At 50.2% G+C, this 23307-nt stretch carries 24 protein-coding genes and 1 other RNA gene; 2 read left to right on the top strand and 23 right to left on the bottom strand.

Features of this window, described 5'->3' with window-relative positions; all coding sequences use genetic code 11:
• Nucleotides 1-86 precede the first annotated feature (86 nt).
• Together tsaD and rarD are read left to right on the top strand one after the other, a co-directional pair.
• Nucleotides 87-1157, top strand: a complete 1071-nt coding sequence (gene tsaD / locus ACTHSN_RS03010; RefSeq protein WP_070460491.1) for a tRNA (adenosine(37)-N6)-threonylcarbamoyltransferase complex transferase subunit TsaD — start codon at nucleotides 87-89, stop codon at nucleotides 1155-1157.
• 176 nt (nucleotides 1158-1333) lie between these two features.
• Entirely contained in the window at nucleotides 1334-2236 is a 903-nt protein-coding gene (gene rarD / locus ACTHSN_RS03005) for an EamA family transporter RarD (protein WP_070460489.1), read from the top strand.
• A 93-nt stretch (nucleotides 2237-2329) separates the two neighbouring features.
• On the opposite strand, the gene murU is transcribed toward rarD, so the two are convergent.
• The 23 genes from murU to ACTHSN_RS02890 all read right to left on the bottom strand — a co-directional run bounded on the left by murU (nucleotide 2330) and on the right by ACTHSN_RS02890 (nucleotide 23277).
• Nucleotides 2330-3025, bottom strand: a complete 696-nt coding sequence (gene murU, locus ACTHSN_RS03000) for an N-acetylmuramate alpha-1-phosphate uridylyltransferase MurU (protein ID WP_070460487.1) — start codon at nucleotides 3023-3025, stop codon at nucleotides 2330-2332.
• Nucleotides 3026-3111: 86 nt separating this feature from the next.
• Nucleotides 3112-3612 (bottom strand): 4-hydroxyphenylacetate 3-monooxygenase, reductase component, encoded by a 501-nt coding sequence (gene hpaC / locus ACTHSN_RS02995; RefSeq protein WP_070460485.1) that lies wholly within the window; start codon nucleotides 3610-3612, stop codon nucleotides 3112-3114.
• 10 nt (nucleotides 3613-3622) lie between these two features.
• The gene (gene hpaR, locus ACTHSN_RS02990; RefSeq protein ID WP_003684610.1) at nucleotides 3623-4060 is read right to left on the bottom strand and encodes a homoprotocatechuate degradation operon regulator HpaR; all 438 of its coding nucleotides are present in this window, start codon (nucleotides 4058-4060) and stop codon (nucleotides 3623-3625) included.
• A gap of 343 nt (nucleotides 4061-4403) precedes the next feature.
• Nucleotides 4404-4913, bottom strand: coding sequence for a protein disulfide oxidoreductase (locus tag ACTHSN_RS02985; RefSeq protein ID WP_199900384.1), 510 nt, complete (start codon nucleotides 4911-4913; stop codon nucleotides 4404-4406).
• A gap of 84 nt (nucleotides 4914-4997) precedes the next feature.
• Complete coding sequence (gene rpsI / locus ACTHSN_RS02980; protein ID WP_003681515.1) at nucleotides 4998-5390, bottom strand: 30S ribosomal protein S9; 393 nt, start codon at nucleotides 5388-5390, stop codon at nucleotides 4998-5000.
• 12 nt (nucleotides 5391-5402) lie between these two features.
• Nucleotides 5403-5834, bottom strand: a complete 432-nt coding sequence (gene rplM / locus ACTHSN_RS02975; RefSeq protein ID WP_003684605.1) for a 50S ribosomal protein L13 — start codon at nucleotides 5832-5834, stop codon at nucleotides 5403-5405.
• A gap of 178 nt (nucleotides 5835-6012) precedes the next feature.
• A non-coding RNA gene (gene ssrS, locus ACTHSN_RS02970) (6S RNA) lies at nucleotides 6013-6193 on the bottom strand.
• A 14-nt stretch (nucleotides 6194-6207) separates the two neighbouring features.
• Nucleotides 6208-6504 carry a cell division protein ZapA gene (locus ACTHSN_RS02965; RefSeq protein WP_070460483.1) on the bottom strand — a complete coding sequence of 99 codons (297 nt, stop codon included), beginning with the start codon at nucleotides 6502-6504 and terminating at the stop codon, nucleotides 6208-6210.
• Between the two features lie 11 nt (nucleotides 6505-6515).
• On the bottom strand, nucleotides 6516-6839 hold the full coding sequence (locus ACTHSN_RS02960) for a hypothetical protein (RefSeq protein WP_440365062.1): 324 nt from the start codon (nucleotides 6837-6839) through the stop codon (nucleotides 6516-6518).
• 74 nt (nucleotides 6840-6913) lie between these two features.
• A complete protein-coding gene (locus ACTHSN_RS02955) occupies nucleotides 6914-7903 on the bottom strand; it encodes an NAD(P)H-dependent glycerol-3-phosphate dehydrogenase (protein WP_107810433.1) in 990 nt (329 codons plus the stop codon).
• 135 nt (nucleotides 7904-8038) lie between these two features.
• Nucleotides 8039-10198, bottom strand: coding sequence for a polysaccharide biosynthesis tyrosine autokinase (locus ACTHSN_RS02950; protein ID WP_440365061.1), 2160 nt, complete (start codon nucleotides 10196-10198; stop codon nucleotides 8039-8041).
• Nucleotides 10199-10224: 26 nt separating this feature from the next.
• Complete coding sequence (locus tag ACTHSN_RS02945) at nucleotides 10225-10674, bottom strand: low molecular weight protein-tyrosine-phosphatase (RefSeq protein ID WP_070584690.1); 450 nt, start codon at nucleotides 10672-10674, stop codon at nucleotides 10225-10227.
• 171 nt (nucleotides 10675-10845) lie between these two features.
• The gene (locus ACTHSN_RS02940; RefSeq protein WP_285071480.1) at nucleotides 10846-11973 is read right to left on the bottom strand and encodes a polysaccharide export protein; all 1128 of its coding nucleotides are present in this window, start codon (nucleotides 11971-11973) and stop codon (nucleotides 10846-10848) included.
• Between the two features lie 43 nt (nucleotides 11974-12016).
• Nucleotides 12017-13918 (bottom strand): polysaccharide biosynthesis protein, encoded by a 1902-nt coding sequence (locus tag ACTHSN_RS02935; protein ID WP_107810926.1) that lies wholly within the window; start codon nucleotides 13916-13918, stop codon nucleotides 12017-12019.
• A gap of 108 nt (nucleotides 13919-14026) precedes the next feature.
• The gene (locus tag ACTHSN_RS02930; RefSeq protein ID WP_440365060.1) at nucleotides 14027-15202 is read right to left on the bottom strand and encodes a DegT/DnrJ/EryC1/StrS family aminotransferase; all 1176 of its coding nucleotides are present in this window, start codon (nucleotides 15200-15202) and stop codon (nucleotides 14027-14029) included.
• Complete coding sequence (locus tag ACTHSN_RS02925; RefSeq protein ID WP_070460470.1) at nucleotides 15195-15974, bottom strand: methionyl-tRNA formyltransferase; 780 nt, start codon at nucleotides 15972-15974, stop codon at nucleotides 15195-15197. Before ACTHSN_RS02925 ends, ACTHSN_RS02930 begins: the two co-directional genes overlap by 8 nt.
• A gap of 13 nt (nucleotides 15975-15987) precedes the next feature.
• Nucleotides 15988-16680, bottom strand: coding sequence for an HAD family hydrolase (locus tag ACTHSN_RS02920; RefSeq protein WP_070460468.1), 693 nt, complete (start codon nucleotides 16678-16680; stop codon nucleotides 15988-15990).
• Nucleotides 16673-17647: an ATP-grasp domain-containing protein gene (locus ACTHSN_RS02915; protein ID WP_070460467.1), complete on the bottom strand. Its 975-nt coding sequence runs from the start codon at nucleotides 17645-17647 to the stop codon at nucleotides 16673-16675. The genes ACTHSN_RS02920 and ACTHSN_RS02915 overlap by 8 nt, the downstream gene beginning before the upstream one ends.
• Nucleotides 17634-18251, bottom strand: coding sequence for a sugar transferase (locus ACTHSN_RS02910; RefSeq protein WP_049333552.1), 618 nt, complete (start codon nucleotides 18249-18251; stop codon nucleotides 17634-17636). The genes ACTHSN_RS02915 and ACTHSN_RS02910 overlap by 14 nt, the downstream gene beginning before the upstream one ends.
• Nucleotides 18244-19416 carry a glycosyltransferase gene (locus ACTHSN_RS02905; protein WP_070460465.1) on the bottom strand — a complete coding sequence of 391 codons (1173 nt, stop codon included), beginning with the start codon at nucleotides 19414-19416 and terminating at the stop codon, nucleotides 18244-18246. The genes ACTHSN_RS02910 and ACTHSN_RS02905 overlap by 8 nt, the downstream gene beginning before the upstream one ends.
• A gap of 13 nt (nucleotides 19417-19429) precedes the next feature.
• Nucleotides 19430-20500 carry a glycosyltransferase family 4 protein gene (locus ACTHSN_RS02900; RefSeq protein ID WP_070460464.1) on the bottom strand — a complete coding sequence of 357 codons (1071 nt, stop codon included), beginning with the start codon at nucleotides 20498-20500 and terminating at the stop codon, nucleotides 19430-19432.
• Nucleotides 20497-21807, bottom strand: coding sequence for an O-antigen ligase family protein (locus tag ACTHSN_RS02895; protein ID WP_070814980.1), 1311 nt, complete (start codon nucleotides 21805-21807; stop codon nucleotides 20497-20499). The genes ACTHSN_RS02900 and ACTHSN_RS02895 overlap by 4 nt, the downstream gene beginning before the upstream one ends.
• A gap of 42 nt (nucleotides 21808-21849) precedes the next feature.
• Nucleotides 21850-23277, bottom strand: a complete 1428-nt coding sequence (locus tag ACTHSN_RS02890; protein ID WP_440365059.1) for an oligosaccharide flippase family protein — start codon at nucleotides 23275-23277, stop codon at nucleotides 21850-21852.
• Nucleotides 23278-23307 lie beyond the last annotated feature (30 nt).

Raw genomic sequence — 23307 nt, 5'->3', positions numbered from 1 at the left:
CACTTTATTTCAGACGGCCTTTTTCCGTTTTCGGAGAAAACGCCGTCTGAATCGTTTTTAATCATTTTTTCAGACGGCCTCAAACCATGTTGGTATTAGGAATTGAATCATCTTGCGACGAAACCGGCGTTGCGCTCTACGATACCGAGCGCGGCCTGTTGGCGCATCATTTGCACACACAAATGGCGATGCACGCCGAATACGGCGGAGTTGTCCCCGAATTGGCCAGCCGCGACCATATCCGCCGTGTCGTGCCGTTGACGCAAGGTTGCTTGAAGGAAGCAGGCGTAGGCTATGCCGATATTGACGCGGTTGCCTTTACGCAAGGTCCGGGCTTGGGTGGCGCATTACTGGCCGGTTCAGGCTTCGCCAACGCTTTGGCATTTGCCATCGGCAAGCCCATTATCCCTGTCCACCATCTTGAAGGCCATTTGCTCTCGCCCTTGTTGGCAGACGATAAGCCTGAATTTCCATTTGTCGCTTTGCTGGTGTCGGGCGGACATACGCAATTTATGGCTGTACGCGGTATCGGTGATTACACCTTGCTGGGCGAGAGTGTGGATGATGCGACAGGCGAGGCATTTGATAAAACGGCCAAGCTCTTGGGCCTGCCTTATCCCGGCGGTGCCAAATTATCCGAGCTGGCCAAACTCGGCACGCCTGATGCTTTCACATTCCCACGCCCCATGCTCCATTCGCACGATTTGCAGATGAGCTTTTCCGGTTTGAAAACAGCCGTTTTGACCGCTGTCGAAAAAGTCCGCGCCGAAACCGGCAGCGATGAAATTCCGGAACAAACACGCAACGATATTTGCCGCGCCTTCCAAGATGCAGTGGTTGACGTATTGGCGGCCAAAGCCAAAAAAGCGTTGTTGGATACCGGCTTCAGAACTTTGGTGGTTGCCGGCGGCGTGGGTGCAAACTGGAAACTGCGTGATGAATTTTCGCGCTTAACCGTCAAAGTGCCGTCTGAAAAAGGCAAACCCAAACCGCAGGAAGAAAAAATCAATGTTTATTTTCCGCCGATGGCATACTGTACCGACAACGGCGCAATGATTGCCTTTGCCGGCGCGATGCGTCTTGCCGAGCGTCAGGCTGTCAGTGCATTCAATGTTAAGCCGCGCTGGCCGCTGTCGGATATTGTGAAGCAGGGCTGATGTATTAGACTGCTTCGATGCAATGAAAGGCCGTCTGAAAACCTGAAGATATGGTTTTCAGACGGCCTTTAATGAAACGGATGTTTGCGGTAAAACTTCATTCAAAAAGATGAGTAATTTTTTCATCCGTTTTTTCTACAATATTAACTTTGATTGATTGCAAAAGGCCGTCTGAAATGACGAATTTATCCAAAGGTTTGCTGGCTGCGATAGCGTCCAATTTGTTGTTTGCCATGCTGTTTCTGTACGGCGTATGGATGCAGCCGATGAGTGGCACAGAAATTTTCGCGTGGCGTATGGTGGCGATGTTGTCGGCTTTATGCGTGCTGATGACGATGGTCAACGGTTGGCGGGCGGCGGCGCGGTTTGCGAGCAATATCGGCCGCGATTGGAAGCGGTGGCTATTGATTGTATTGCCGACGCCGATATTTGCCAGCCAGTTGTGGCTGTTTGTCTGGGGGCCGGTCAACGGGGAAGGGGTAAACATCGCCATGGGTTATTTCCTGTTTCCTTTGGCGATGATGCTGGGTGGACGGATTTGGTTTAAAGAGCGTTTAAACCGATTGCAGACGGTTGCCGTTGCGTTGGCGTGTGCAGGCGTGGCATGTGAATTGGTACGGTCGGGTGCGTTTTCGTGGACGACTGTATGGGTGTTCGGCACCTATCCGTTTTATTATCTGCCACGCCGAAAACTGGGTGTGCCTTCTTTAATCGGTCTGACTTTTGATTTGATGATGATTACGCCATTTGCGTTGGCGTATATTATATTTGCAACGGATACGCCGGCGATGATTGCGGCCAAACCGGTTTTAATTTTCTTTATTGTGTTGCTAGGCTTCAATAGCGCAATATCTATGCATTTGAATTTGAAGGCGAGTCAGTTGTTGCAGGTTGCGGTGTTCGGCATGTTGAGCTATTTGGAGCCTGTATTGCTTTTTATTGTGTCGATTGTATGGCTGGGTGAGCCGGTGCAAAAAGGCGCATTGATCGGCTATGGCCTGATTTGGTCGGGATTGTGCGTGATGATTGTCAATGGCTTGTTGGGAATGAAGAAAGAAAAGAAATTGGCTAAAGCTTGATGATAGATTAAGGCCGTCTGAAAACTGAGTTGGTCAATATTTTCAGACGGCCTTTGATATTGAAAGGGACGTATCGGATACGCCCCTTTTGTTTTACCAGCTTTGGGCGACACGGTCGGCTTCTTGCAGGCGTTCGACTGTGCCGACGTCCAACCAAAGGCCGTTGTGGTGTTCGCCGCTGATTTGGCTTTGGCTCATGGCTTGACGCAACAGAGGGGCAAGTTTGGCAGCCTGATGCGCCGGGGTATCTTTGAAAAGTGCGGGATGATAAACGCCCACGCCGCTGAAAGTCAGGGCTTGGCCGTCTGCAGATGAGGCGGATACCAGGCCGTCTGAAAGCAGGCCGAAGTCGCCTTCGGGATGGTGGGGTGGATTGTCCACCAGCCATAAATGGGAGAGAAGGTTGTGTTCCTGCATACGCTGGGCAGCCAGTCGTGCAGCTTGGAAATCAATGTCAGTCAACACATCGCCATTGACGACCAAAAACGGCTCGTCGCCCAAAAGAGGCAGGGCGGTGGCAATGCCACCGGCGGTTTCCAGGCCTCCGGCGAGTTCTGGAGAATAGGCAATGCGTACGCCGTAGTCCGAACCGTCTTTCAAGGTATCTTCGATTTGTTGGCCAAGCCAGGCATGGTTGATGACGATTTCAGTGAAACCGGCTTGTTGCAGGCGGCGCAAGTGCCAGCCGATAAGCGGCGTGCCTGCTACTTCGAGTAAGGGTTTGGGCGTGTGGTCGGTCAGCGGGCGCATGCGTTCGCCGCGACCGGCGGCCAATATCATTGCTTTCATGGGTGTGCCTATAATGTGTGAAACAGAAAAAGTCTCAGGCCGTCTGAAACATCGGTTTCATTTTTCAGACGGCCTGAGACCTTTATTTATGCCAAAGATTTGAATTGCCTACGAAAATACAGCAATGCCGGTGCCTGCGTGTCGGTATTGCGGATTTCGTTGAGCTGAACGAAAAAGACGTAATGCGTGCCGATTTCGCGTTGATCGACAATGCTGCCGTGCAGGTGCGCCAGCGCACCTTCGACTTCAAGCTGTCCGGTTTGTCCCCTGTGCCAAATATGGTATTCGAAGCGTTCTTCGGGCGAGAGGTCGGTCAGTCCGGCAAAGTGTTCAGCAACATCCTGTTGGCTGTCGTTGAGCGTGTTGATGCACAAGTCACGGTTGCCTTGCAGGATGGGAATGATGGCGGATTGGCGGTTGATGCACAGCATGACCGTCGGCGGCTCGTCGGTAACGGCAGTTACGGCAGTCATAGTAATGCCATAGCGTCCCGTTTCGCCGTCTGTCGTGATAATGTGTACGCCGGCGGCACAGGAGGCCATGGCATCTCGAAATGGTCTCTTGAGTGTGTGTGTTGAGTCTGTCATCCGGCTTTCTTTATTTTAATGCCTGCTCGATTTTTGCCAGCTCTGCCAAGAGTTCTTTGAGTTGTGCCATTTTTTCTTTGGACAGAACTTTTTCAATCGCATCGTAGCGTTCGTCAACCAATGCACCGATGGATTCATAGAGTTTCTCACCTTCGGGCGTTAGTTTCAGATAAACACGGCGTTGGTCGTTGGAAGGCTTCAGGCGAACGGCCAAACCTGCTTTTTCCAGGCGAGTCAGAATGCCGGTCAGGCTGGGGCGAAGGATGCAGGCCTGATTGGCCAAATCTTGAAAGTCGAGTGTGCCGTTTTCCGCTAAGAGCCGGATGATACGCCATTGCTGGTCAGTAATATTGGCTTGGTTCAGAATAGGGCGGAATTGGGTCATCAATGCTTCCCGTGCCTGAATCAGACCGATATTGATAGATGCATGTTTAGATTGGTTGGGCATTACTAAGTCTCCGGTGTTATCAAAAATCAAACCGTTGAAGCGTGAGGTAGATTGATAAAGGCGAATATTGCTGTTTTTTTAATGCTGCCGTCGGCAGCCGGGTTTATGGGAACAAAAGCATCACTGCCACAATATTAGATGAGAATCTCTAACAGTTTGTTTTGATAATAATGTTTCCAATTGTTCTTATGGTTATATCTTAGTCTATTTTCTTTATAATCTCAACAAAATGATATGTTATTGGGAAAGCGATAGTTTATTTATTTATGAAATTGAATTGTTTGAATGTATTCAGGTGAAATTATTCTTTAGATTTCCTATTTTTAGTGGATTTTCAATGAATTTAGCTGAAGATATTTGCCAAGTAAATTCTGATTTTTAATCCGATATAACTGGAAAGTCCGGATGTGTGATGAATCATTTTGCCATCTTTTAATATGATAATGGTTGGTGTGACGGCTATGTTCCATTTTTGAGCCATCAGGCCGTCTGAATCGTTGAAGTTTGGAAAGGATAGATTGTTTTGTTGCATATGGTGGGCAATGTCCGCGTCACTTCCGGAGCGCAAGGCTACGCCCAATGTTGGGATATTGTCTTGGTGCAGTTTTTCTATGGTTGATGATGTGTATGAACAAATACGACACCAGCTGCCCCAAAAATAAACGACGGCAACCCGATTTTGGCTGAAGGATTGGAGGGAAGTGGTTTGACCATTGGTTAAAGTCAGTGTTTGTGCTGCCGACTGCAAAGGTTGGTCAGGCTTGCGCACCCAGTCGACAATCAGGGATAAGAAGATGAAGAGAATCACAGCCTGAAGCAATGATTTGGCGTAGTGGAGCAGGGTTTTCATCATATATTGCGGGGATATTGGATTATTGTTTGATAAATGAAAAAAGCCTTGCAAAGCAAGGCTTTTTGATTCGATTCTGAAAACGTATTAACGTTTGGAGAATTGTTTTGCGCGACGTGCTTTGCGCAAACCAGGTTTTTTACGTTCAACTTCACGAGCATCGCGAGTAACGAAGCCTGCTTGAGACAGGGCTGGTTTCAGAGCTGCATCGAAGTCGATCAGTGCACGGGTGATGCCGTGACGGATGGCGCCGGATTGACCAGTTTCGCCACCACCGGTTACGTTAACTTTGATGTCGAAAGATTCGGCATTTTCAGTCAAAACCAGAGGTTGACGTACAACCATGCGGCTGGTTTCACGTGCGAAAAATTCGTCAACGGGGCGGCCGTTTACGATGATTTGGCCGGTACCTTTAGTCAAGAATACACGAGCCACTGAACTTTTGCGGCGGCCTGTGCCGTAGTAGTATTTACCGTTCATGTCGTGTCCTTATTATTTCAGTTCCAAAACTTTAGGTTGTTGTGCAGCGTGGCCGTGTTCGGCGCCGGCGTACACTTTCAGTTTTTTGATCATGGCGTAGCCCAGAGGACCTTTAGGCAACATGCCTTTTACGGCTTGTTCCAAAGCGCGGCCAGGGAATTGCTCTTGCATTTCACGGAAAGTACGCTCGTAGATGCCGCCTGGGAAACCAGAGTGACGGAAGTATTTTTTGTCTTCGAATTTAGCACCGGTCACGCGCAGTTTGTCTGCGTTGATGACGATGATGTAGTCGCCGGTATCAACGTGAGGGGTGTATTCGGGTTTGTGTTTGCCGCGCAGACGGTGTGCGACTTCGGCTGCGACACGACCCAGAACTTTGTCTTCTGCGTCAATGACGAACCATTCGCGCTTCACCTCGTGGGGTTTTGCAGAGAAGGTTTTCATGGTTGGAATCCAGATATATATAGAAAGTTATGGATTTTAAAGAGGAGATTGGTTTTTGTCAATCTTAATCGAACGTGTTTGATGCATGAATATGCGGTTTTTTCAGACGGCCGGAAATCTTTACGAAAGTCTTTACTTGGAAAGGGAAAAGCCACACCTGTCGGTATGGCTTTTTTAGGGAATCCCCACGAGTGCCGTTTAGGCTGAATCCGCTTGAACCTTGCTGACAAGGCGGTCACCTCGGGTAGTTTCGGGTGCGTCCGATAAACGGACGCTCGCGCCCACTACAGCTCCCGGCAACCTAAAGCGAACGTATTGGTTCAAAGGAATGTATGCCTTCGCGAACACCGCAGGGAAAAGGGGAAAATCAGTTTTACTCCAAGCGCGCCAGTGCTTTTTGGCACGCGTTGTTCATGTCGGTTATTCTACGCTCAAATTCACCGATTGCCAAATCGTCGTTGAGGGTAGCTTTCAAGAGGTCGTGTACAACGTTGAGGGCTGCCATGACGACGATTTTGTCCGTGCCGACGATGCGGCCGCTTTCTTTAATTGCGTCGCTTTTTTTGTTGAGCATTTCAACGGCTTGCAGGAGGGTGGCTTTTTCTTCACTCGGCGTGTTGATGGTGAAGTTGACATTCATGATGTCGAGATTGACTTGTTCGATACTCACGGGGCATCCTTTTATTGTTGTGTTTCTTGGGGCAATCGGGCAATGAGGCTGCGGATTTGGTCTGCACTTTGGGCCAGCGCGTTGCGGTAGTTTTCTTTTTCGACGGTCAGGCTGTCAATTTTGCTTTGCAGGTCTTCTTTGAGTTTGCCGACTTGAACCAGCAAGGCTTCGCTGAGTTCGTCAATGGCCGCGTCGTGTAGGCGTTTTTGTTGCTCTTGCTCGAGTTTGAGTCTGTCGATTTCTTCGTTGAGACGGCGGTTTTCTGAAACCAGCGTTTCAAATTTTTGGACAAGTTGGTAAACGTTGATTTCCAGATTGTTCAGTGATTGGTTCATGTGTTTCCCTTCAGACGGCCTGATGGCCGTCATATTGTGCGTCAGGCCGTCTGAATGGCAGACGGCGCGACCGTTTATTCGAAGCGCGCGCTTCGTTCCATCAGTCGTTCAACGACTTGCTGCGGGGTCATTTCTTTGCGGATGAGTTGCAGCAGGGTTTGAGTGATGGGCATATCGATTTGGTATTTGGCGGCGGTGTTGAAGACTTCTTCAATGGTGCTGACGCCTTCGGAAACGTGGCCGATTTCGACAAGCACTTGATGCAACTCTTTGCCTTCTGCGAGGCCGAGGCCGACGCGGCGGTTGCGCGAGAGTGCGCCGGTACAGGTCAGGATAAGGTCACCGATGCCTGCCAAGCCCATCATGGTTTTAGGTTGTGCGCCCATGGCGATGGCAAGGCGGGTGATTTCGGCAAGGCCGCGTGTTACTAAGGCTGCGCGTGCATTGAGGCCGTATTCGAGGCCGTCTGAAAGACCGGTGGCAATCGCCATGACGTTTTTAACGGCACCACCCACAGCGACGCCGATGACGTCGGTGCTGCCGTACAGGCGCATCACGTTGGTGTTCAGTTGGGCAGTGGTTTCTTCCACCCAGTCTTTGTTTTCGGAAGCAAGCACGACGGCGCAAGGCAGTTGGGCTGCAAGTTCTTGGGCAAAGCTCGGGCCTGAGAGAACGCCGATTTTTTTATTGTTAGGCAGGACTTCTTTCAGTACTTGGAAAGTCAGAAGGCCGGTATCTTGTTCAAAACCTTTGCAGGCGGCGAGAACGGGAATATCGGCGGCGTTATGCTGTTTGAGCAGCTCGGCGCTGCTTCTGAGGCCGGCTACGGAGGTCACGATCAGGGCAAGTTGGCTGTCTTTCAGCGCTTCACCCAAATCGGCGTGAACGGTCAGGGACTCAGGAAAAGGGAAGCCGGGCAGGCCGCGTTTGTTTTCGCGATCTGCTTGCAGGGTGCGGATTTGGTCGGGATTGCGTGTCCAAAGGGCAACTTCATTGTTGTGGTGCGCAAAGTGCAACGCGAGAGCTGTACCCCACGAACCTGCGCCGATGACGGTAATTTTCATGTTTCTCTTCCATATGGGAACGGGGCTTACTTTAAAACAAACGGCTTTGGGGTGCAAGGGCGGCGTTTGTGAAAAATATTTTGTGCCGTTTCAAAAGCCTTAGGCCGTCTGAAAGTTCAGACGGCCTGCTTCGGTTTATGATTTATTGTTACCGGAATGGTAGGCATCGTAGGCGTAGTAGTCGTAGCTGTTGTTGGCTTCGCGCTTCATGCCGTTGAGGACGACACCTTTGATGTTGATGTGGTTTTGTTTGAGGCGTTCGACGCTGGCCTCAAGCTCTCGTGCACGCGTGTGCGCATAACGGCTGATCATTAGGACGGTGCCTGCATGTTGGCCGATGATGACGGCGTCGGTAACGGCCAATACAGGCGGCGTGTCCAAGATGACGTAATCGTAGCGTTGGCGCGCGTGGGCGAGCAACTCGTTGAAACGGTTGTCCATCAAAAGCTCGGACGGATTGCTGGGATAGCTGCCGCTGCTGATGAGGTGGAGGTTTTCAATGCCGGTCTCTTGTACGGCTTTGGCCGGAGCGGCTTTGCCGTTGAGGATGTCAGACAAGCCGAACTCGGGGGTAAGGCCGAAGAGTCGGTCGAGGTAGCCTTTGCGCATATCGGTATCGATAAGCAGAACGCGTTTGCCGGATTGTGCCATAACGGTGGCGAGGTTTGCGGAGATAAAGGATTTACCTGCTTCAGGTGCGGCACCGGTAATCATGAGGACGTTGTTAGGCGCGTCCAGCATGGAGAAGTAGATGTTGGTGCGCAGGGCGCGGATGGCTTCTACGGCAGTATCGGCTCGGTCTTCGCTGGCCAGCAGATAGTTGGAACGGCCGCCGGTTTTCTTGAATTTGCTTTTGAAGAAGTCGCGTTTTTGCTGGGTTTTGGAGTGCGGAACAAGAGCGACGACTTCCAAATTGAGGTTTTCGATTTCTGCAGATGAAGTAATGCCGTTTTTCATGCGGTTGCCGATCATCAGCCACAAAGCGGTCAATGAGCCTGCGGCAAGTGCGCTCAGGAACGTGATGACGGCTTTGCGCGGTGCAACGGGGTTTTCAGGAACATAGGCATAATCGACGATGCGTACATTACCTTGCGCACTGGCTTTCATGATGTTGAGTTCTTGTTGTTTGCTCAACAGTTGGACGTAGGTAGCCTGGTTGGTTTCTACGTCGCGGGTCAGGCGGATAACTTCTTGTTGGGTATTCGGCAACTCGGCAATTTGTTGGTTGATTTTGTTTTTAGCGCGCTCGAGAACGGCAAGTTTGTCCAATACGGCTTTATAGGAAGGGTGTTCCGGTGTGTACAGCTCGGCCAAACCTGCTTCTTCGGTTTTGAGCAGGGTAATTTGGGTTTCGATGCCGGTCAGGCTTTCCAATGCGCCTTTGGACTCGAGCGGAATGTCGAGAGAGCCTGATTGTTGGCGGTAGGCATTGAGTTTGTTTTCAGCGTCTTGCAAGGTTTCTTTCAAGCGTGGCAATTCTTCGCTGATGAAAGCCAAACCGCTGGATGCAACTTGAACGTCGCGTTCACGGTTTTGCGCAACGTAGTTGTCGGCAATGCTGTTGAGGATGACGCTGGTACGCTTAGGGTCGGTGCCGGTAAAGGCAAGGTTGATGATGGGGCTGGTTTTACCTTTGCTGATAACAGCCAGTTTGTTTTGGATGTTTTCGATGGCGCTGATGCGGGAGAACTTGGTCAACGCAAATTCTTGACCCGGATTGGCCAGTATTTGATCGATTTTGAGGGTGGTGTGATTGTTGATTTTCAGAGGCACGCCGACCTTGCCTTCGACGACGCGTTTGTCAGGCAGGGTAAGGGTATAGGCCTTGTTGCTTTTGGTGGTCAGCGTGAAGGTTTTGTTGAACCATTCGTCTTGTACGGTAAAGCTGCCGACGGTCAATTTAGGATCGGGGTCGCCGCTGATGTTGTGCATCAGGCTGCCGATAACGGGTGTGTATTTGGCTTTGACTTCTTGGTCAAGCTGAAGGTCATCGACGGTTTTACCCAGCACCAGGCGTGATTGAACCAGCTCGACTTCTGCTTCAGACGGCGTGGTTTGGTTGTTGAAGATGCTGTTGATTTCGGTCAGGATTTGGTTTTGTCGCGTTTCAATTTCCAGCATGGCATCGGCACGGTATTGCGGAGTGGATGCCAGGCTGAAGGCTGCGCCAAGAACGCCGCCTGCAAGCAGGGCAGCGAGGATTTTGTATTTATTTGTCCAAATTACGCGCAGCTGTTGGCCGAAGTCGATGTCGTCGTTGTCTGCGCTGTAAGGTATGTAGGTCGTTTTTTTCATTGCTTGCTTTCTTGTTCATGCCGGTTTTATACCGGTTGAGTTTTTCCGTTTAGTTTGGTTTTCCAAGTGTCTGCGGCAGCATTGAGCTGTTCAAAAACGGCTTCAAACATTTCGCTGCTTTGTTTGTATGGGTCAGGTACGGTTTTTTTAGGTAACCATTGGGCAAACAGCATGGTTTTGCTGCGTGCCGGCGAATGGATGTCGGCCACCATATCGATTTGACTGGGCTCCATCACAAGAATCAAATCGGCCTGCTCGCACATTTGGGCGGTCAGCTGGCGTGCCGTATGGCCTGCAACGATAACGCCGTGTTTGAGTGCGGTTTTAATGGCTTGGAAATCGGCATCCTTCCCTGCCAGTGCTTTTATGCCGGCGCTGCTGATTTGATGGCCGGGTAGTTTTTTCTGCATGATCCGCTCTGCTGTAGGGGAGCGGCAGATGTTGCCTAGGCAGACGATGAGTATGTTGTGGTACATGATATTGTTTTCGGTTTATGGTCTGAAAAAAGCGTGAGTCAGACTATAAGATACTGCTTTTCCGTTTGTGTGGTGTGTACGGCTTTTGTATGCCGTTTATGTAATTGGTTTGGATTGTGCGTAATTTTGTATCCTGCTGTCAAACGAGGGTCTGACAGCAGGAACCACTGTTTATTTAAATGTATTGTCGAGGGTGTTGACGTTGCTGATGGAGTTGGTAATTTGTGACATTACGCGGTTCCAACGGGTAACCGGGGCGGCGGTAACGTAAACGGTATCTTCCGAACGCAGTTTGAATTCGCTGCCCAGTGCATAAGAAGTCGCATCTTTCAGGTTGAGCTGATAGATGTGGATAGGTTTGGCCGCATCTTCTGGTGCGCGGCGGATCACGAATACGCCGGTTGCATCAGCATAGTTTTGGTTCATGCCGCCGACTTCGCCGAGCGCTTGGGTCAGGTTGAGGCCGTGATTGCCGATCGGCAGAGTGGCTTGTTTGCCGACTTCACCCATGATGTAGATTTTGTTGTTGCTGCTGTTAGGAACGTAAACGATGTCGCCATGGCTGAGAAGATGGTTTTGCGACATATCGCCGTATTGCAGCATGTCTTGCAGGGAGAGGGTGCGGTCGACGCCGTTGTGCGTCCATTTGATGTGTTGGGTGTCGGCACTTTGGGTGACGCCGCCTGCTTGGTTGATGGCATCCAAAATGGTCATCGGGATATTGGTAATCGGCAGCTGACCTGCTTGGTTGATGGCACCGGATACTGAAATACGTTGCGAACGGAATTCGGTAACGTTGATCGCTACTTGAGGATTTTTAATGTAGCGTTTCAGAAGGCTGGTTAGGGTGTTTTGCAATTCGTCCAAAGTTTTGCCTTTGGCTTGAATTTTGCCTGCCAATGGGTAAGTGATGTAGCCGCCCTCATCTACCCAGGCACCACGGCTGACTTGGTTGGTTTGCGGGTTGCTTTGCTGGATAGGGGAGTTGAGGTCGGAGTGCGCCCAAACCATGATATTGAGGACGTCGCCGCTGCCGATGCGGTAGCGGTAAGCACTTTTTCTTTGCTCCAAACCTTGGTTGTTTTGGGAAAGTACAGGCGGCTTGCGCATTTTTTCAATCAGGTTGGGCGTGATGGGGTAAACGGCAACGCGGCTGTCGAGATTGGTATCGGCTGCGGTGTCGGTATCGGTGTAAACAATTGTTTTGGTTCTGGTTTTGATGGTTGAACCAGGAATAACTGTCGTGCTGTTACAGGCAGTTAGTGCTAATAAAGCAAGCAGGGAGAGTGTTTTTTTCATGTAGTAGTCCTTGCGGGATGGTGTCCGGGCTGTCTGAAAATATTCAGACGGCCTTATTGTTTTGTTGCCAAACCAGGTCGCAGATACCGTCTTTAGGTACGAAGCCTGTCGGTGCGCGCAACAGAAGCTGGCGCAGGCTGTTTTGGTCGCTTTGGAGACAAGCGGTTTCGAGTTCCGACAGTATGTCAGATAATTGCGTCCATGGAAGCATTACTTCACTGGCGGTCATAATCCGGGGATGAGTGGTTTTTTGCACCTCATCACCGATGAGCAGTTCTTCATAAAGTTTCTCGCCCGGGCGCAGGCCGGTAATCTTGATTTCGATGTCGCCGTGCGGGTGTTGCTCGTCTTTGACTTTGAGGCCGCTGAGGACAATCATTTGACGGGCAAGGTCGATGATTTTGACAGATTCACCCATGTCGAGGACGAATACGTCGCCGCCTTTACCCATTGCGCCGGCTTGGATAACCAGTTGCGCCGCTTCGGGAATGGTCATGAAGTAGCGGGTAATGTCTTGGTGGGTCAGGGTAATCGGGCCGCCTTCGGCAATTTGTTTTTCAAATACCGGGACAACGGAGCCGGACGAACCCAATACATTGCCGAAACGCACCATGCAGAAGCGTGTTTTTTGTTCCGGCTCGGCGGCAAGGGCTTGCAGGCAGAGTTCGGCCATGCGTTTGCTGGCGCCCATGGTGTTGGTCGGACGGACGGCTTTGTCGGTGGAAATCAAAACAAAGGTGGAAACGCCTGCATCTACGGCAGCCTGCGCACAGCAGAGTGTGCCGAACACGTTGTTTTGAATGCCTTCGATGGTGTTGAACTCTACCATTGGAACGTGTTTGTAGGCTGCGGCATGATAAACGGTGTCGACGTGATAGGCCTTCATGATGCTGCTAAGGCGTTCTTTGTTTTGAACCGAACCCAAAAGCGGTACGACTTCAACTTGGCTGCCTTGTGCGGCTTGGGTTTCGCGCAACTCTTTGTCTATGCTGTACAGGGCGAATTCGGACAATTCAAACAACAGCAGTTTGGTCGGCCGGCAATTGAGAATTTGACGGCAAAGTTCGGAGCCGATAGAGCCGCCTGCGCCGGTTACCATCACGACTTTGTCGCTGATGTCGGCGCGCATCAATTCAGGGCGCGGTGCCACAGGAGCGCGGCCGAGCAAATCGACCACAGAGATTTTTTTCAATGAGCTGACGTTGATTTTGCCGTCCACCAAATCCTTCATACCCGGAATGGTCAGGACTTCGCATTTGTATGCTTCGAGGCGGCGGATGATGTCTTTGCGTTCTTCAGGCGTAGAACTTGGAATCGCCAGCAGAATTTTGCGGACGCCGTAACGGCTGATCAGCATCGGGATTTCGTTGGGGTTGTAGACGGCAAGGTCATAGATGACGGTACGTTGGATTTTTGGGTTGTCATCGACAAAGGCAATGGCCGAATATTCGTTAACCTGTTTGATGGCTTCCAACAACTGGCGGCCTGATTGGCCTGCGCCGTAGATGATGACGGGGGTCATCTGTTTGCGGTGATGATCGGTCAGAATCGCACGCAGGATCATGCGCGAGCTGGTGACACCGACCACCAAGACCAAGAAATAGACGATGGGCAGGGCAAGGTGTAGTTTTTGTTCAAAAATCAGGGTGGTCAGGCAGAACAAGACCGCCGAAATAATGCTGCCGAATGCGGCGGCGGTCAGGACGCGGATACTGACGAAGCGCGTGACGGCGCGGTAGAGGCCGATACGGATGAAAAGGATGATGGTCAGCAACGCGGTGCTGCCGAAAGCCAGCCAGTTGGCGATACTCAACCATTCGTCGGAATATTGCACTTTGAGGCTTTGGGCAAACCAAAACGCCACGAATATCATCAAGATATCGTGGATGACGAAGAAGGTTTTTTTAAGGTTGCGCGGCAGAGCCAGCAGGGTTTCCAAGTTCATTTTATATTTCTTGTGTCTGAGTGTTGTAATGTGGCTTGGTACGGATTGTTTGAAGCAGGCTGTTTTATTTTTTCAGACGGCCTGAAGTTGCAGGCCGTCTGAAAATGATTATGCCGTGGCTTCAGTCAATACGGCTTCGATGTTTTCTTTGCAGAACGCAATTTCTTCATCGGTCAGGGTTGGGTGCACCAAGAACATCAGGCTGGTGTCGCCCAACTCGACAGCGTTTTTCAAACGCTCTTTCGGACGCCAAGGCGTGTCATCGAAGGCTTTTTCTAAATACACCTCTGAGCAGCTGCCTTGATAGCATGGGACTTTGCGCGCGGTCAGTTCGTTGACGATGCGGTCGCGTGTCCAGCCGTCTTTCATGTGTTCAGGTTTGACGAAAACGTAGAACTTGTATTGCGCGTGTTCGATGTAGTCGGCCACTTCGACCAAACGGATGCTGGCAAATTTGCCCAAGCTTTCAGCCAGTTTGGCGGCGTGCGCTTGACGGCGGGCAGTCCATTCGGGCATACGTTTGAGCTGGATGCGGCCGATGACAGCCTGCATTTCCATCATGCGCCAGTTGGTGCCGAAGCTTTCGTGCAACCAGCGGAAGCCGGGTGCGTGTTCGCGGTTGTACACGGCATCGTAGCTTTTGCCGTGGTCTTTGTACGACCACATTTTGCTCCACAGCTCTTTGTCGTTGGTGGTTACCATGCCGCCTTCGCCGCCGGTGGTCATAATTTTGTCTTGGCAGAACGACCAAGCACCGACGTGGCCGATAGAGCCGACGGATTTGCCTTTGTATTTCGCACCGTGCGCTTGGGCGCAGTCTTCGATAACCCACAAGTTATGTTCTTTTGCCAACGCCATAATGTTGTCCATTTCGGCCGGCATACCGGCAAGGTGAACCACGATGATGGCTTTGGTGTTTGGCGTCAAAGCGGCTTTGATGGTTTCGGCGCTGATGTTTTGGCTGTTCAAATCGACATCGGCGAACACAGGATTTGCACCGGCGGTCACGATGCAGGATGCGGAAGCCAAGAAAGTGCGCGAAGTGACAATCACATCATCGCCTTGGCCTATGCCCATTGCTTTGAAGGCTACGTCCAAAGCCAACGTACCGTTGGAAAGGGCGACGGCGTATTGTGTGCCGACAAAAGCAGCAAATTCTTTTTCAAATTCGCGACATTCCATACCTGTCCAGTAGTTGACTTTGTTGGACAGCAGGACTTTGGAAACGGCATCGGCTTCTTCTTGAGTAAAGCTTGGCCATGGGGAGAGTGATATATTAAGCATTTGTTTTTCCTGCGAAAAGACTGGTTGAGCCTTTGGGGGCGATTTCTTCCAGCAGTTGGCGGTTGATCAGGGTGTATTTCTGACCTTTGATTTCGACGTATGCGCCGTCGTAAGGCGGGAACCAAAACGCACGGATTTTTTTCTCCACATCGTCGCCGTCGCGGATTTGCTTCATGGCTTCCATCTCATCACGGCTGACGTAGCGGCCACCGATGTTTGGCGTAGTCGGCAATTTGGTTTTTGACTCGATGGCGCGGGTGATGATGCGTCGCGCGAAATCTTCCAATGCCTGCATGGTTTTGCGTTCGAGCGATTGGGCGGTTTCTGTTTCAGCTTCGATAGGGAAACGATCCACTTCGATGATTTCGCCGGTATCGATGGAAGCATCGACGTAGTGGGCGGTATTGCCCCATTCGTTCAGCTCGTCCATGATGGCTAGGTTGTAGCCGCCTGTGCCTTTGTATTCGGGCAACAGCGCAGGGTGGAAGTTGATCGTGCCTAAAGTCGGAATGCTCAGGAATTCATCACGCAGCTTGCGCCAGTAAAGGACAGACAAGCCCAAATCGTATTTCAGACGGCCTTCTCGCATTGCTTCCAAAGCCGTATCGAAGGTGTACAGGGGTAAGCCCAATTCCTGCGCGGCGGCCGTGGTCGGCGAACCTTGTAGATGGTTGTCGGTCAAGACACCGACGATTTCGATATGGTCTTGTTTGGTCAAAAAACGAAGCAGGTTGGCGGAAACCTGTTTACGACCCATAAATAAGATTTTCATGGAGAAATGTCCCTTATGCATTTGCTTTTTCGGTGGCGGAAGTTGTCAGTGTAGCCAATTCTTCCAGGGTGTTTATCCAAAGGGTGGGCTGGTATTCACGACCGTATTGCTCGGGATCGGCTTGATGAATATTGTGCGGCTTAGGCATGATGCCTATGGAGAGCCAACCCAGTTTGTTGGGTGCGACAAAATCTTTTTTGATGTTGTCGCCGATGTAGATGAAACGTTTTGCAGCCAGATATTTGTTTTGCAGGAAGACAAAACGCTTATCGTCGGGTTTTTCCGATTGCATGGCTTCCGAAATCAAAATGTCGTCAAACAAATCGGTCAAACCCAAGGCCTGTATTTTCAAACGCTGTGTCAGACTGCGGCCGTCTGTAATCAGGGCACGTGCGGCAAAAGGGCGCATCAGCTTCCGTAAAAAAGACGGTTCGACATAGGGTCGGATAACAGGCCGGTGTAGTCGATATTGCCACAAAAGTGATTGTTTCTCTAGTTCGTTTAATTTGCAATGATGACACAAATTTTCGAGCCAGTCTTTACTTTTATTGTCTGCAATTTCATTTAGTACGTCGACATTGTATTGCGGGTAAAGCGACGTAATTGTCCCTACAACTGCCTGTATTCCGGAGCATTTGTAGTCGTACTCAGAGTAAAGCGTATCGTCAAGATCGAAGACGATGACGGATTCTTCCGGCTTAATCATGTTCTCTTACCAAAATCTTAGCATCATAACGAAGCATGATTAAATTGTTTTCCCAGTCGTCGGAGAAAGGGATGTCTTGGCCGCCGATGTATTCTTGAATCAGCCAGCCCGGATAGTTGCCGCCTGCAGCGTAAGTCAGCGGGAAACCGCCGCCGAAACGAGGGTTGATTTCCACACCGTAGGTCGTGCTGTCGGTTTTGCTGACGAAGAATTGCGCGGTAATGCAGCCGCGTGCGCCTTCCAATACGGCCATTTTTTCAACCAGCTCTTTATACAGGGCATTGCGTCGGGTTGCGCCTTTGCTGACTTCGCCGGTGCGCACTTCCAAACGCTCGCGAGGAATGGCGCATTTCAGACGGCCTTGACGGTCGTAATACATATCGACGGTAAATTCGGAAAAAGTATTCTCGATATCGATGTATTGGGTGAACATCATTTTCGGGTCTTCGGTAATGTCGACAGTCAAATCAGCTGGTGTGTTGATTTTTTTCGCACCGATGGCGCGGCTGCCGTCATAAGGCTTGGTAAAACATGGGAAAACCAGGTGGTCCCGTTCGTAAATTTCAGGGGAACGGATGCTGTATTGTGCAAACAGGCATGAGGTCAGGCGCTTGTCGCGGCACAGGGTAATCAGTTTTGCATCGGAAATGACAATATGTATTCCTTCAGCTTCAAAACGGTCACGTGCTTCGGCCAGTTTGAGCAGCTCGGTATCGATGGTTGGCACAATCAGACCGATGTCGTGTTGTTTGGCCAACTCGAAAATGCTGTCAATGTATTCGGCTGCATCGATACGCGGCACGCTGAAAGTGCGGTCGGCAACATGGCAGGCAGAAGACATGTGGGGGTTGAGGTCAGTGGCAAAAACGCCGATACCGTCTGAAAAACGTGCGGCTTCGGTTTGAAAGTCCTGCACCAATTCGACACGGCGACCTGCCGACAGAATCAGTATATTATTTTTTTTCATCAGTTTTGTTACCCGTGAAATAAGGCATTGTGGCTTCCCCTTCGGCTGAGATGCCTTCTTTGACGAAGACTTTTTTAACTGTCAGGAACAAAATTTTTATATCCAGCCAAAAGCTAAAGTTGTCGATGTACCAAACATCGTGGGCGAATTTTTCATCCCATGAAATGGCGTTGCGGCCATTGACTTGAGCCCAACCGGTCACGCCTGGTTTCATTTCGTGGCGGCGGTTTTGAAAGTCGTTGTACAACGGCAGGTAGTGCATCAGCAGCGGACGAGGGCCAACTAGACTCATCTCACCTTTTAAGACATTCCATAATTCAGGAAGTTCGTCCAAACTGGTGGCACGTAATTTTTTGCCGAAATCGGTCAGGCGTTCGCTGTCCGGCAGTGGGTTGCCGTCTTTGTCGATTGCATCGCGCATGGAGCGGAATTTAATCATTTTAAACGGCTTGCCATCTTTGCCCGGCCGCTCTTGGATGAAGAACACGGGCGAGCCTAGGTTTTTACGGATGAGGTACACCAAAATCAAAAACACAGGCGACAGGATAATCAGTCCTGAAGCGGAGGCGACAATGTCAAACAGGCGTTTGAAAAATTTATTCATGAGCTAATCTTTCAATCAGGTTGACGATTTTTTGATAGGCAACGTCGCGTTTGAAGCGGCCGACGATTTCTTCGGACTGAACAGGATCGCTTTTGCGCTTCAAAATATCTTTGGCGGCTTGAACGAAACCGTCCACATCGCCGGAATGGTAGTTCGCATGCGGCAGCAGGGTAAGGACTTTGGCAACTTCGTTGTTGACTTGGCTGTTCAGAATCGGTTTTTGCAAAGCCATATAGTCGGAGAGTTTGTTGGTAATCGATGCCATTGAATAGGACTGGATGGCATTGATGGCAATGTCGCAGCCCTTAGCAACCGACATCATTTCGGCATAGGGAATGTAGCCGTAAAACTTGATGTCGTCGCAGGCGTATTGTTTGAGCCTGTCCAAATCAGGGCCACCGCCCATGATGTGCAACTCGACGTTTTCGCCGGCGTCCAACAGCTTGAGAACGCCTTTGCACACGGTTTCCACGTCATAGCTGTAACTGAGCGTGCCCAAGTAGAAAAAGCGGGTTTTGTCATCGCCAAAATCTTTGGCAGGCGCGGCATCGAGTTTCGGAAAGTCAGCACCGATATAGACGACTTCGCCAGGTACATTCGGATTGGCTTCTTTGGCACGGTAGAGATAAGTCTGCGATACGGCAACCAGCGCGTCGGCGTAGCGGTAGGCTTGGTTGGCGCGTGAAGCAAAGGGCAGCAGGTTGTGCGGTACTTTTTTCAAAAACGGTACGACCGAGGAAAAAGACTCCGGCCATACGTCCTGCACATCGACAATCAGTTTGTAACCCAAACGGGCTTTGTGTTTGCCCAACAGCAGGTTGGTGGCAATCAGCGGATAGGCGGAAAAGACGACGTCTTGTTCGCCCGGACGGCAGTTTTCCAACCATTTTTCAAAATGTTTGACGAAGTGGTGATGGCTGGCCAAGCGTCCTAAAGACACGTTTTTGCTGTATCCGCTTTCTTCCAACAGCATGACTTTCAGACGGCCTTGTGAGGCGGCCTCGGCATCTTCGGGCCGTCTGAAAGATTTGTCGTAGTGTTTGAAATTGCTGGTAATCAGCAGCACGTCATGCGACTGCGACAACAGCTCGGCAAGATACCAGAAGCGGTTGAAATGCGGCTCGGACGGCAGTGAGCAATAAGGGGCGACGATGGTAATGTTCATGTTTCAGACAGCCTTACATTTCGTACGCAGCCATGGTGGTGCGGTAGATTTCGTCGTCGGAGCATAAGGTTTCGACGTGTTTGCGCAGGGCTTTACCCATTTGACTGCGCAACTCAGGATGCTTGATGAGTGTATCGACGGCTTCGATAAATGCTTCATCGTCGCCGAAAGGAATGCAGTAGCCGGTTTGGCCGGTAATGACCATTTCCGAAATACCCGCCATGTTGTAGGTCACGACAGGCGTGTCGTAAAGGCCGGCTTCCAAAATATTGTTGCCGACACCTGCGCCGTGGTCGCCCACGCAATGCGGTGTGTTCACCAAAATATCGACTTCTTTGAAGTAGCCGGTCAAGTCGCGGACGCCGCCGAGGAAGGTAACTTTGTCTTCGATGCCCAAACGTTTGGCTTGGGCTTTGAGGTTGTCCATTTCTTCGCCGATACCTGCAACGTTGAGGCGTACAGGCATACCGCGGTCAACCATTTTCTTCAAAATATCCAACATCAGGTGCACGGCGCGGACGGTGTCCAAACGGGAAAGCGTGCCCAGTTGGACATAGTCTTTGACCGTTTTTTCAGGAACGAAATCTGCTTTGTGCAGGGCATTGTAGGTGTAGGTGATGCGGTTGGCAGGGAAACCGTAGCGGATGAGTTTTTCGCGTTCGTGTTTGCAGTTGCCGATGATGTACACGCCCAGCTTGTCGAAAAGCTTGGCAATTTTCGGATAAGTTTCCGGATCAAGGCCGCGCGCGTGGTAGAACACTTTGGTTTTCGGCGAGGCAAACTTGGCCGCAATGGCGCAGGCCGGAACGATACGTGCCATTTGGCAGTGAATCACATCGGGCTTCTCTTTTTTCAGCAGTTTCATATAGGCAAACATGCCTTTGACATAACCCAAAAGACCACCTTGGTAAAAATCAATCGGCTGCCAACGGATGCCCAATGCTTGCGCTTCCTGAATCAAAGGGCCGTCTGAAGAGGCCAATACGATATCGTGTCCGCGTTGTTTGAGCAGGCGACCAAGGCGGAAAGTGGCGTTTTCAGTGCCACCGAGGCCAGACATGGAGGTAGTCAGGGTGATTTTCATGATATTCCCTTTGTTTTAGATGGGGTATAGCTATATGTGTAAGCGGCCTGATTTTGTAATTTGGATGCGACAAATGCGCTGTAAATGTAAATCAGCAGGCAGGGTAGCCAGATGAAGGGCATACGCAAAATGGTGGACGGAATAAAACCTGCCAACAAGAAAATGCCCAAAGTTACCCAAGCCAGTACGCGTGATTTGTTGGTTAGTGCACGGCTTGAGGTAGTGTAGAGGAAATAAAACGCTACAAATGCAATAAAACCGAGCAGGGAAATTATGCCGAAACCCAAATACAGTTCGATGATGAAACTGTGCGGATTTTCAAAACCCAGGCTGTTACTCAAGTGGCCGCCAAAATAGTCGCGAAAATTTTTTGGTCCGTAGCCGGTTAGCAACAGGGGCGGATTATTCCAAAAATAGTTGTAAATCTCCTGACGGTAGGACACAGAGTTGTCGCTGTCTAAATCGAATAGAAAAAGGTACACGCGGCTGGAAAAACGTTCAAGAAAAGGGTTGCCGTTAAGTGACAGCAAAAATTCCGCGATGACACGGGATGGAATCATCGATAATGTTAACGCGAGCAGTCCTGTGGCAATAACGGTAATAAAACCATTTTTACGATAAGCTATATAAATGAGTGAAATCAAAAGGTAGCAGGCAATAGCTGTGCGTGATACGCAAACAAAAATGGCCATACCTAGTAGTAAATATAATCCCCAGCCCAGTAGTTTCTCTTTGTGTTTGCGTCCTTGCAGTTGAAAGAAAAATAGGATGGCGGGTGCGAGGCAAACGGCAGTGGCAGCAAGGTTGTTGGGGTTGAAAAACAGCCCTTTGAGCGAGCCTTCTTTAATGGCCAGTTCATCACTGGCACTGACAAACTGAATGCCGGTAATCAATTCCACAAATGGTGGAACGGCAACATAAAGGGCAAAGACCAATAAAAACTTCTGAATAACGCCCAATGGATCTTCAGCGCGCATAAGTACTTGGTAAAACAAGTAGAAAAAAACCGGCACCGCCATAAAAAACAAGATGTCCATGTATTGAGTCGGTATCAGCGATGTAATGCCCATGTGGATGGCCGGCCAAATACACATGGCGGCCAGGGCGCAGAGCATGACAAAAATTTTGCGCGGAATATGCTTGCCCTCCAAAAAGAATACGGCAAGGCCAATCAATACGAACAACAACGATAAAGGATTATCGATGCGCGGTACGCCGATTTTAAAAGACAGCGCCGGCCCCAGCATATAAGCTGTAAACATAATGTATAGGATGTAAGTGTATAAATTTAGACGTTTTATTTTCATAGTCGTTCTGTTGTTATCGTAGAGACATGAATCTCAGGTTGGCTATTTTGCCGAACGGTTTAATTTGGCTTTGATTTTTTCGGTTGCGGCAAAAAGTGCGAGTTTGTATTTTAGGAACAGGAAACCCAGTCCGATTGCCCATGCCAGCGCAAACCAGATGTAGTTGTCGCGCGTACCCAGCCAAGTATAGGCAAGGCAGATTATCAGGCAGAGCGTTGAGTTGGTATAAATCTTCAGGCGCGGCAAAGGTTGCCACAGGCGTGAAGAGAATTCGGTTTTAAAGATGAAAAACAGCCAAAAAGCCGTTGCGCTGGCCATAGCCGCACCTTTTGCACCGAATTTCGGTACCAGCAGATAGAGCAGGGCGGTATTGGCGATAAAGGCAACGATGTTGATGACGGTAATCAGCCAAGTCGAGCGGACGACGTTCAAACCGATGCCACTGACTTCGGTCAGCGTATAAAACAGGGGGAAGAGCATACACGAGAGCAGGATAAATTGAACCTGCGTGTATTTTTCCGGCAGTATCCAGGCCACCATCGGCGAAAAAATCCCGATAAGGCAAATCATTGCGCTGATGAGGACGGTCATGGAAAGCGTGATGTCGCTGATTTTGTCCAGATTGGTTTTTTCTTCTACCCATTTGAACACCAAAGGCGCCCAAATGGTGGAAAACACGCTTTGGAAAATCAGGGCGACGGCACCAAAGCTGACCGCCATCGAATAAATGCCCAATTCGTCCAAACCCGAGATGTTTTTGAGGACAAACCGGTCAATCGAAGTCAGGCCCCAATAGGCCAAGTTGCCGAATGCCAGCGGCAGGCCGTAGCGCAGGCCGTCCCGATGCAGCTCGGACGACCATTTCGCATGGGAAGCGGCTTGCAGGTCTCGGCGCAGCTGATATATCAACAGTACAACGGTCAGCACTTGGGCTGCGGTGTAGGTAAAAACCAGCGAAGTAGTATTGGTAGGCAAGCCGGAAGCAATCACGGCAAAAACCAACACCAAAATCAAGAATTTCGGCGCAAGCTGACTGACGGAAAAAGCCAATGCTTGCTCTTTCATCCGCAAAATCAAGGCTAAAAAACGGGTAATCAGCGTAGTGGCCAAGAAAATCAGAAAGAGAATCCCCAAATTTGCACTGGGGATGTCAAAAATGATTTCAGACGGCCATGATGCGTTTATCAGTAACACTAAAACCACAACCGCCACAGTCAGAATCAATGGCGATAAAAAAACGGATTTGAACAGCGCGGCCTTGTCTTTAACGGCGTAATAGTCGCGAATATAGGATTGGTCCAGCCCCAAGCCCAGCAACAGGATGCTCAGTCCGGCAATGGTCTGCAAGAGTACGATACGGCCGATGTCTTCCGCAGGGAAGTACCATGAGATGAGCGGCAGGGAAAGCAGGCCGAAAGCGGCGCTTCCTATCGGGCCCAATGCGTAGCCGAGGATTTTTTTCGCGTTCATATTATTTGTTTTCAGACGGCCAGAAGTTCG

This window comes from Neisseria sp. P0009.S010, from assembly GCF_051958545.1.
GTDB lineage: Bacteria > Pseudomonadota > Gammaproteobacteria > Burkholderiales > Neisseriaceae > Neisseria > Neisseria subflava_A.
This window is presented reverse-complemented; position numbering and strand designations above follow the sequence as displayed.

What these genes read in the sequence shown, in the direction of transcription:
- tsaD (WP_070460491.1), top strand. Translation starts at nt 87, where the DNA reads ATGTTGGTATTAGGAATTGAATCATCTTGCGACGAAACCGGCGTTGCG.
- rarD (WP_070460489.1), top strand. Translation starts at nt 1,334, where the DNA reads ATGACGAATTTATCCAAAGGTTTGCTGGCTGCGATAGCGTCCAATTTG.
- murU (WP_070460487.1), bottom strand. Translation starts at nt 3,025, where the DNA reads ATGAAAGCAATGATATTGGCCGCCGGTCGCGGCGAACGCATGCGCCCG.
- hpaC (WP_070460485.1), bottom strand. Translation starts at nt 3,612, where the DNA reads ATGACAGACTCAACACACACACTCAAGAGACCATTTCGAGATGCCATG.
- hpaR (WP_003684610.1), bottom strand. Translation starts at nt 4,060, where the DNA reads ATGCCCAACCAATCTAAACATGCATCTATCAATATCGGTCTGATTCAG.
- ACTHSN_RS02985 (WP_199900384.1), bottom strand. Translation starts at nt 4,913, where the DNA reads ATGATGAAAACCCTGCTCCACTACGCCAAATCATTGCTTCAGGCTGTG.
- rpsI (WP_003681515.1), bottom strand. Translation starts at nt 5,390, where the DNA reads ATGAACGGTAAATACTACTACGGCACAGGCCGCCGCAAAAGTTCAGTG.
- rplM (WP_003684605.1), bottom strand. Translation starts at nt 5,834, where the DNA reads ATGAAAACCTTCTCTGCAAAACCCCACGAGGTGAAGCGCGAATGGTTC.
- ACTHSN_RS02960 (WP_440365062.1), bottom strand. Translation starts at nt 6,839, where the DNA reads ATGAACCAATCACTGAACAATCTGGAAATCAACGTTTACCAACTTGTC.
- ACTHSN_RS02955 (WP_107810433.1), bottom strand. Translation starts at nt 7,903, where the DNA reads ATGAAAATTACCGTCATCGGCGCAGGTTCGTGGGGTACAGCTCTCGCG.
- ACTHSN_RS02950 (WP_440365061.1), bottom strand. Translation starts at nt 10,198, where the DNA reads ATGAAAAAAACGACCTACATACCTTACAGCGCAGACAACGACGACATC.
- ACTHSN_RS02945 (WP_070584690.1), bottom strand. Translation starts at nt 10,674, where the DNA reads ATGTACCACAACATACTCATCGTCTGCCTAGGCAACATCTGCCGCTCC.
- ACTHSN_RS02940 (WP_285071480.1), bottom strand. Translation starts at nt 11,973, where the DNA reads ATGAAAAAAACACTCTCCCTGCTTGCTTTATTAGCACTAACTGCCTGT.
- ACTHSN_RS02935 (WP_107810926.1), bottom strand. Translation starts at nt 13,918, where the DNA reads ATGAACTTGGAAACCCTGCTGGCTCTGCCGCGCAACCTTAAAAAAACC.
- ACTHSN_RS02930 (WP_440365060.1), bottom strand. Translation starts at nt 15,202, where the DNA reads ATGCTTAATATATCACTCTCCCCATGGCCAAGCTTTACTCAAGAAGAA.
- ACTHSN_RS02925 (WP_070460470.1), bottom strand. Translation starts at nt 15,974, where the DNA reads ATGAAAATCTTATTTATGGGTCGTAAACAGGTTTCCGCCAACCTGCTT.
- ACTHSN_RS02920 (WP_070460468.1), bottom strand. Translation starts at nt 16,680, where the DNA reads ATGATTAAGCCGGAAGAATCCGTCATCGTCTTCGATCTTGACGATACG.
- ACTHSN_RS02915 (WP_070460467.1), bottom strand. Translation starts at nt 17,647, where the DNA reads ATGAAAAAAAATAATATACTGATTCTGTCGGCAGGTCGCCGTGTCGAA.
- ACTHSN_RS02910 (WP_049333552.1), bottom strand. Translation starts at nt 18,251, where the DNA reads ATGAATAAATTTTTCAAACGCCTGTTTGACATTGTCGCCTCCGCTTCA.
- ACTHSN_RS02905 (WP_070460465.1), bottom strand. Translation starts at nt 19,416, where the DNA reads ATGAACATTACCATCGTCGCCCCTTATTGCTCACTGCCGTCCGAGCCG.
- ACTHSN_RS02900 (WP_070460464.1), bottom strand. Translation starts at nt 20,500, where the DNA reads ATGAAAATCACCCTGACTACCTCCATGTCTGGCCTCGGTGGCACTGAA.
- ACTHSN_RS02895 (WP_070814980.1), bottom strand. Translation starts at nt 21,807, where the DNA reads ATGAAAATAAAACGTCTAAATTTATACACTTACATCCTATACATTATG.
- ACTHSN_RS02890 (WP_440365059.1), bottom strand. Translation starts at nt 23,277, where the DNA reads ATGAACGCGAAAAAAATCCTCGGCTACGCATTGGGCCCGATAGGAAGC.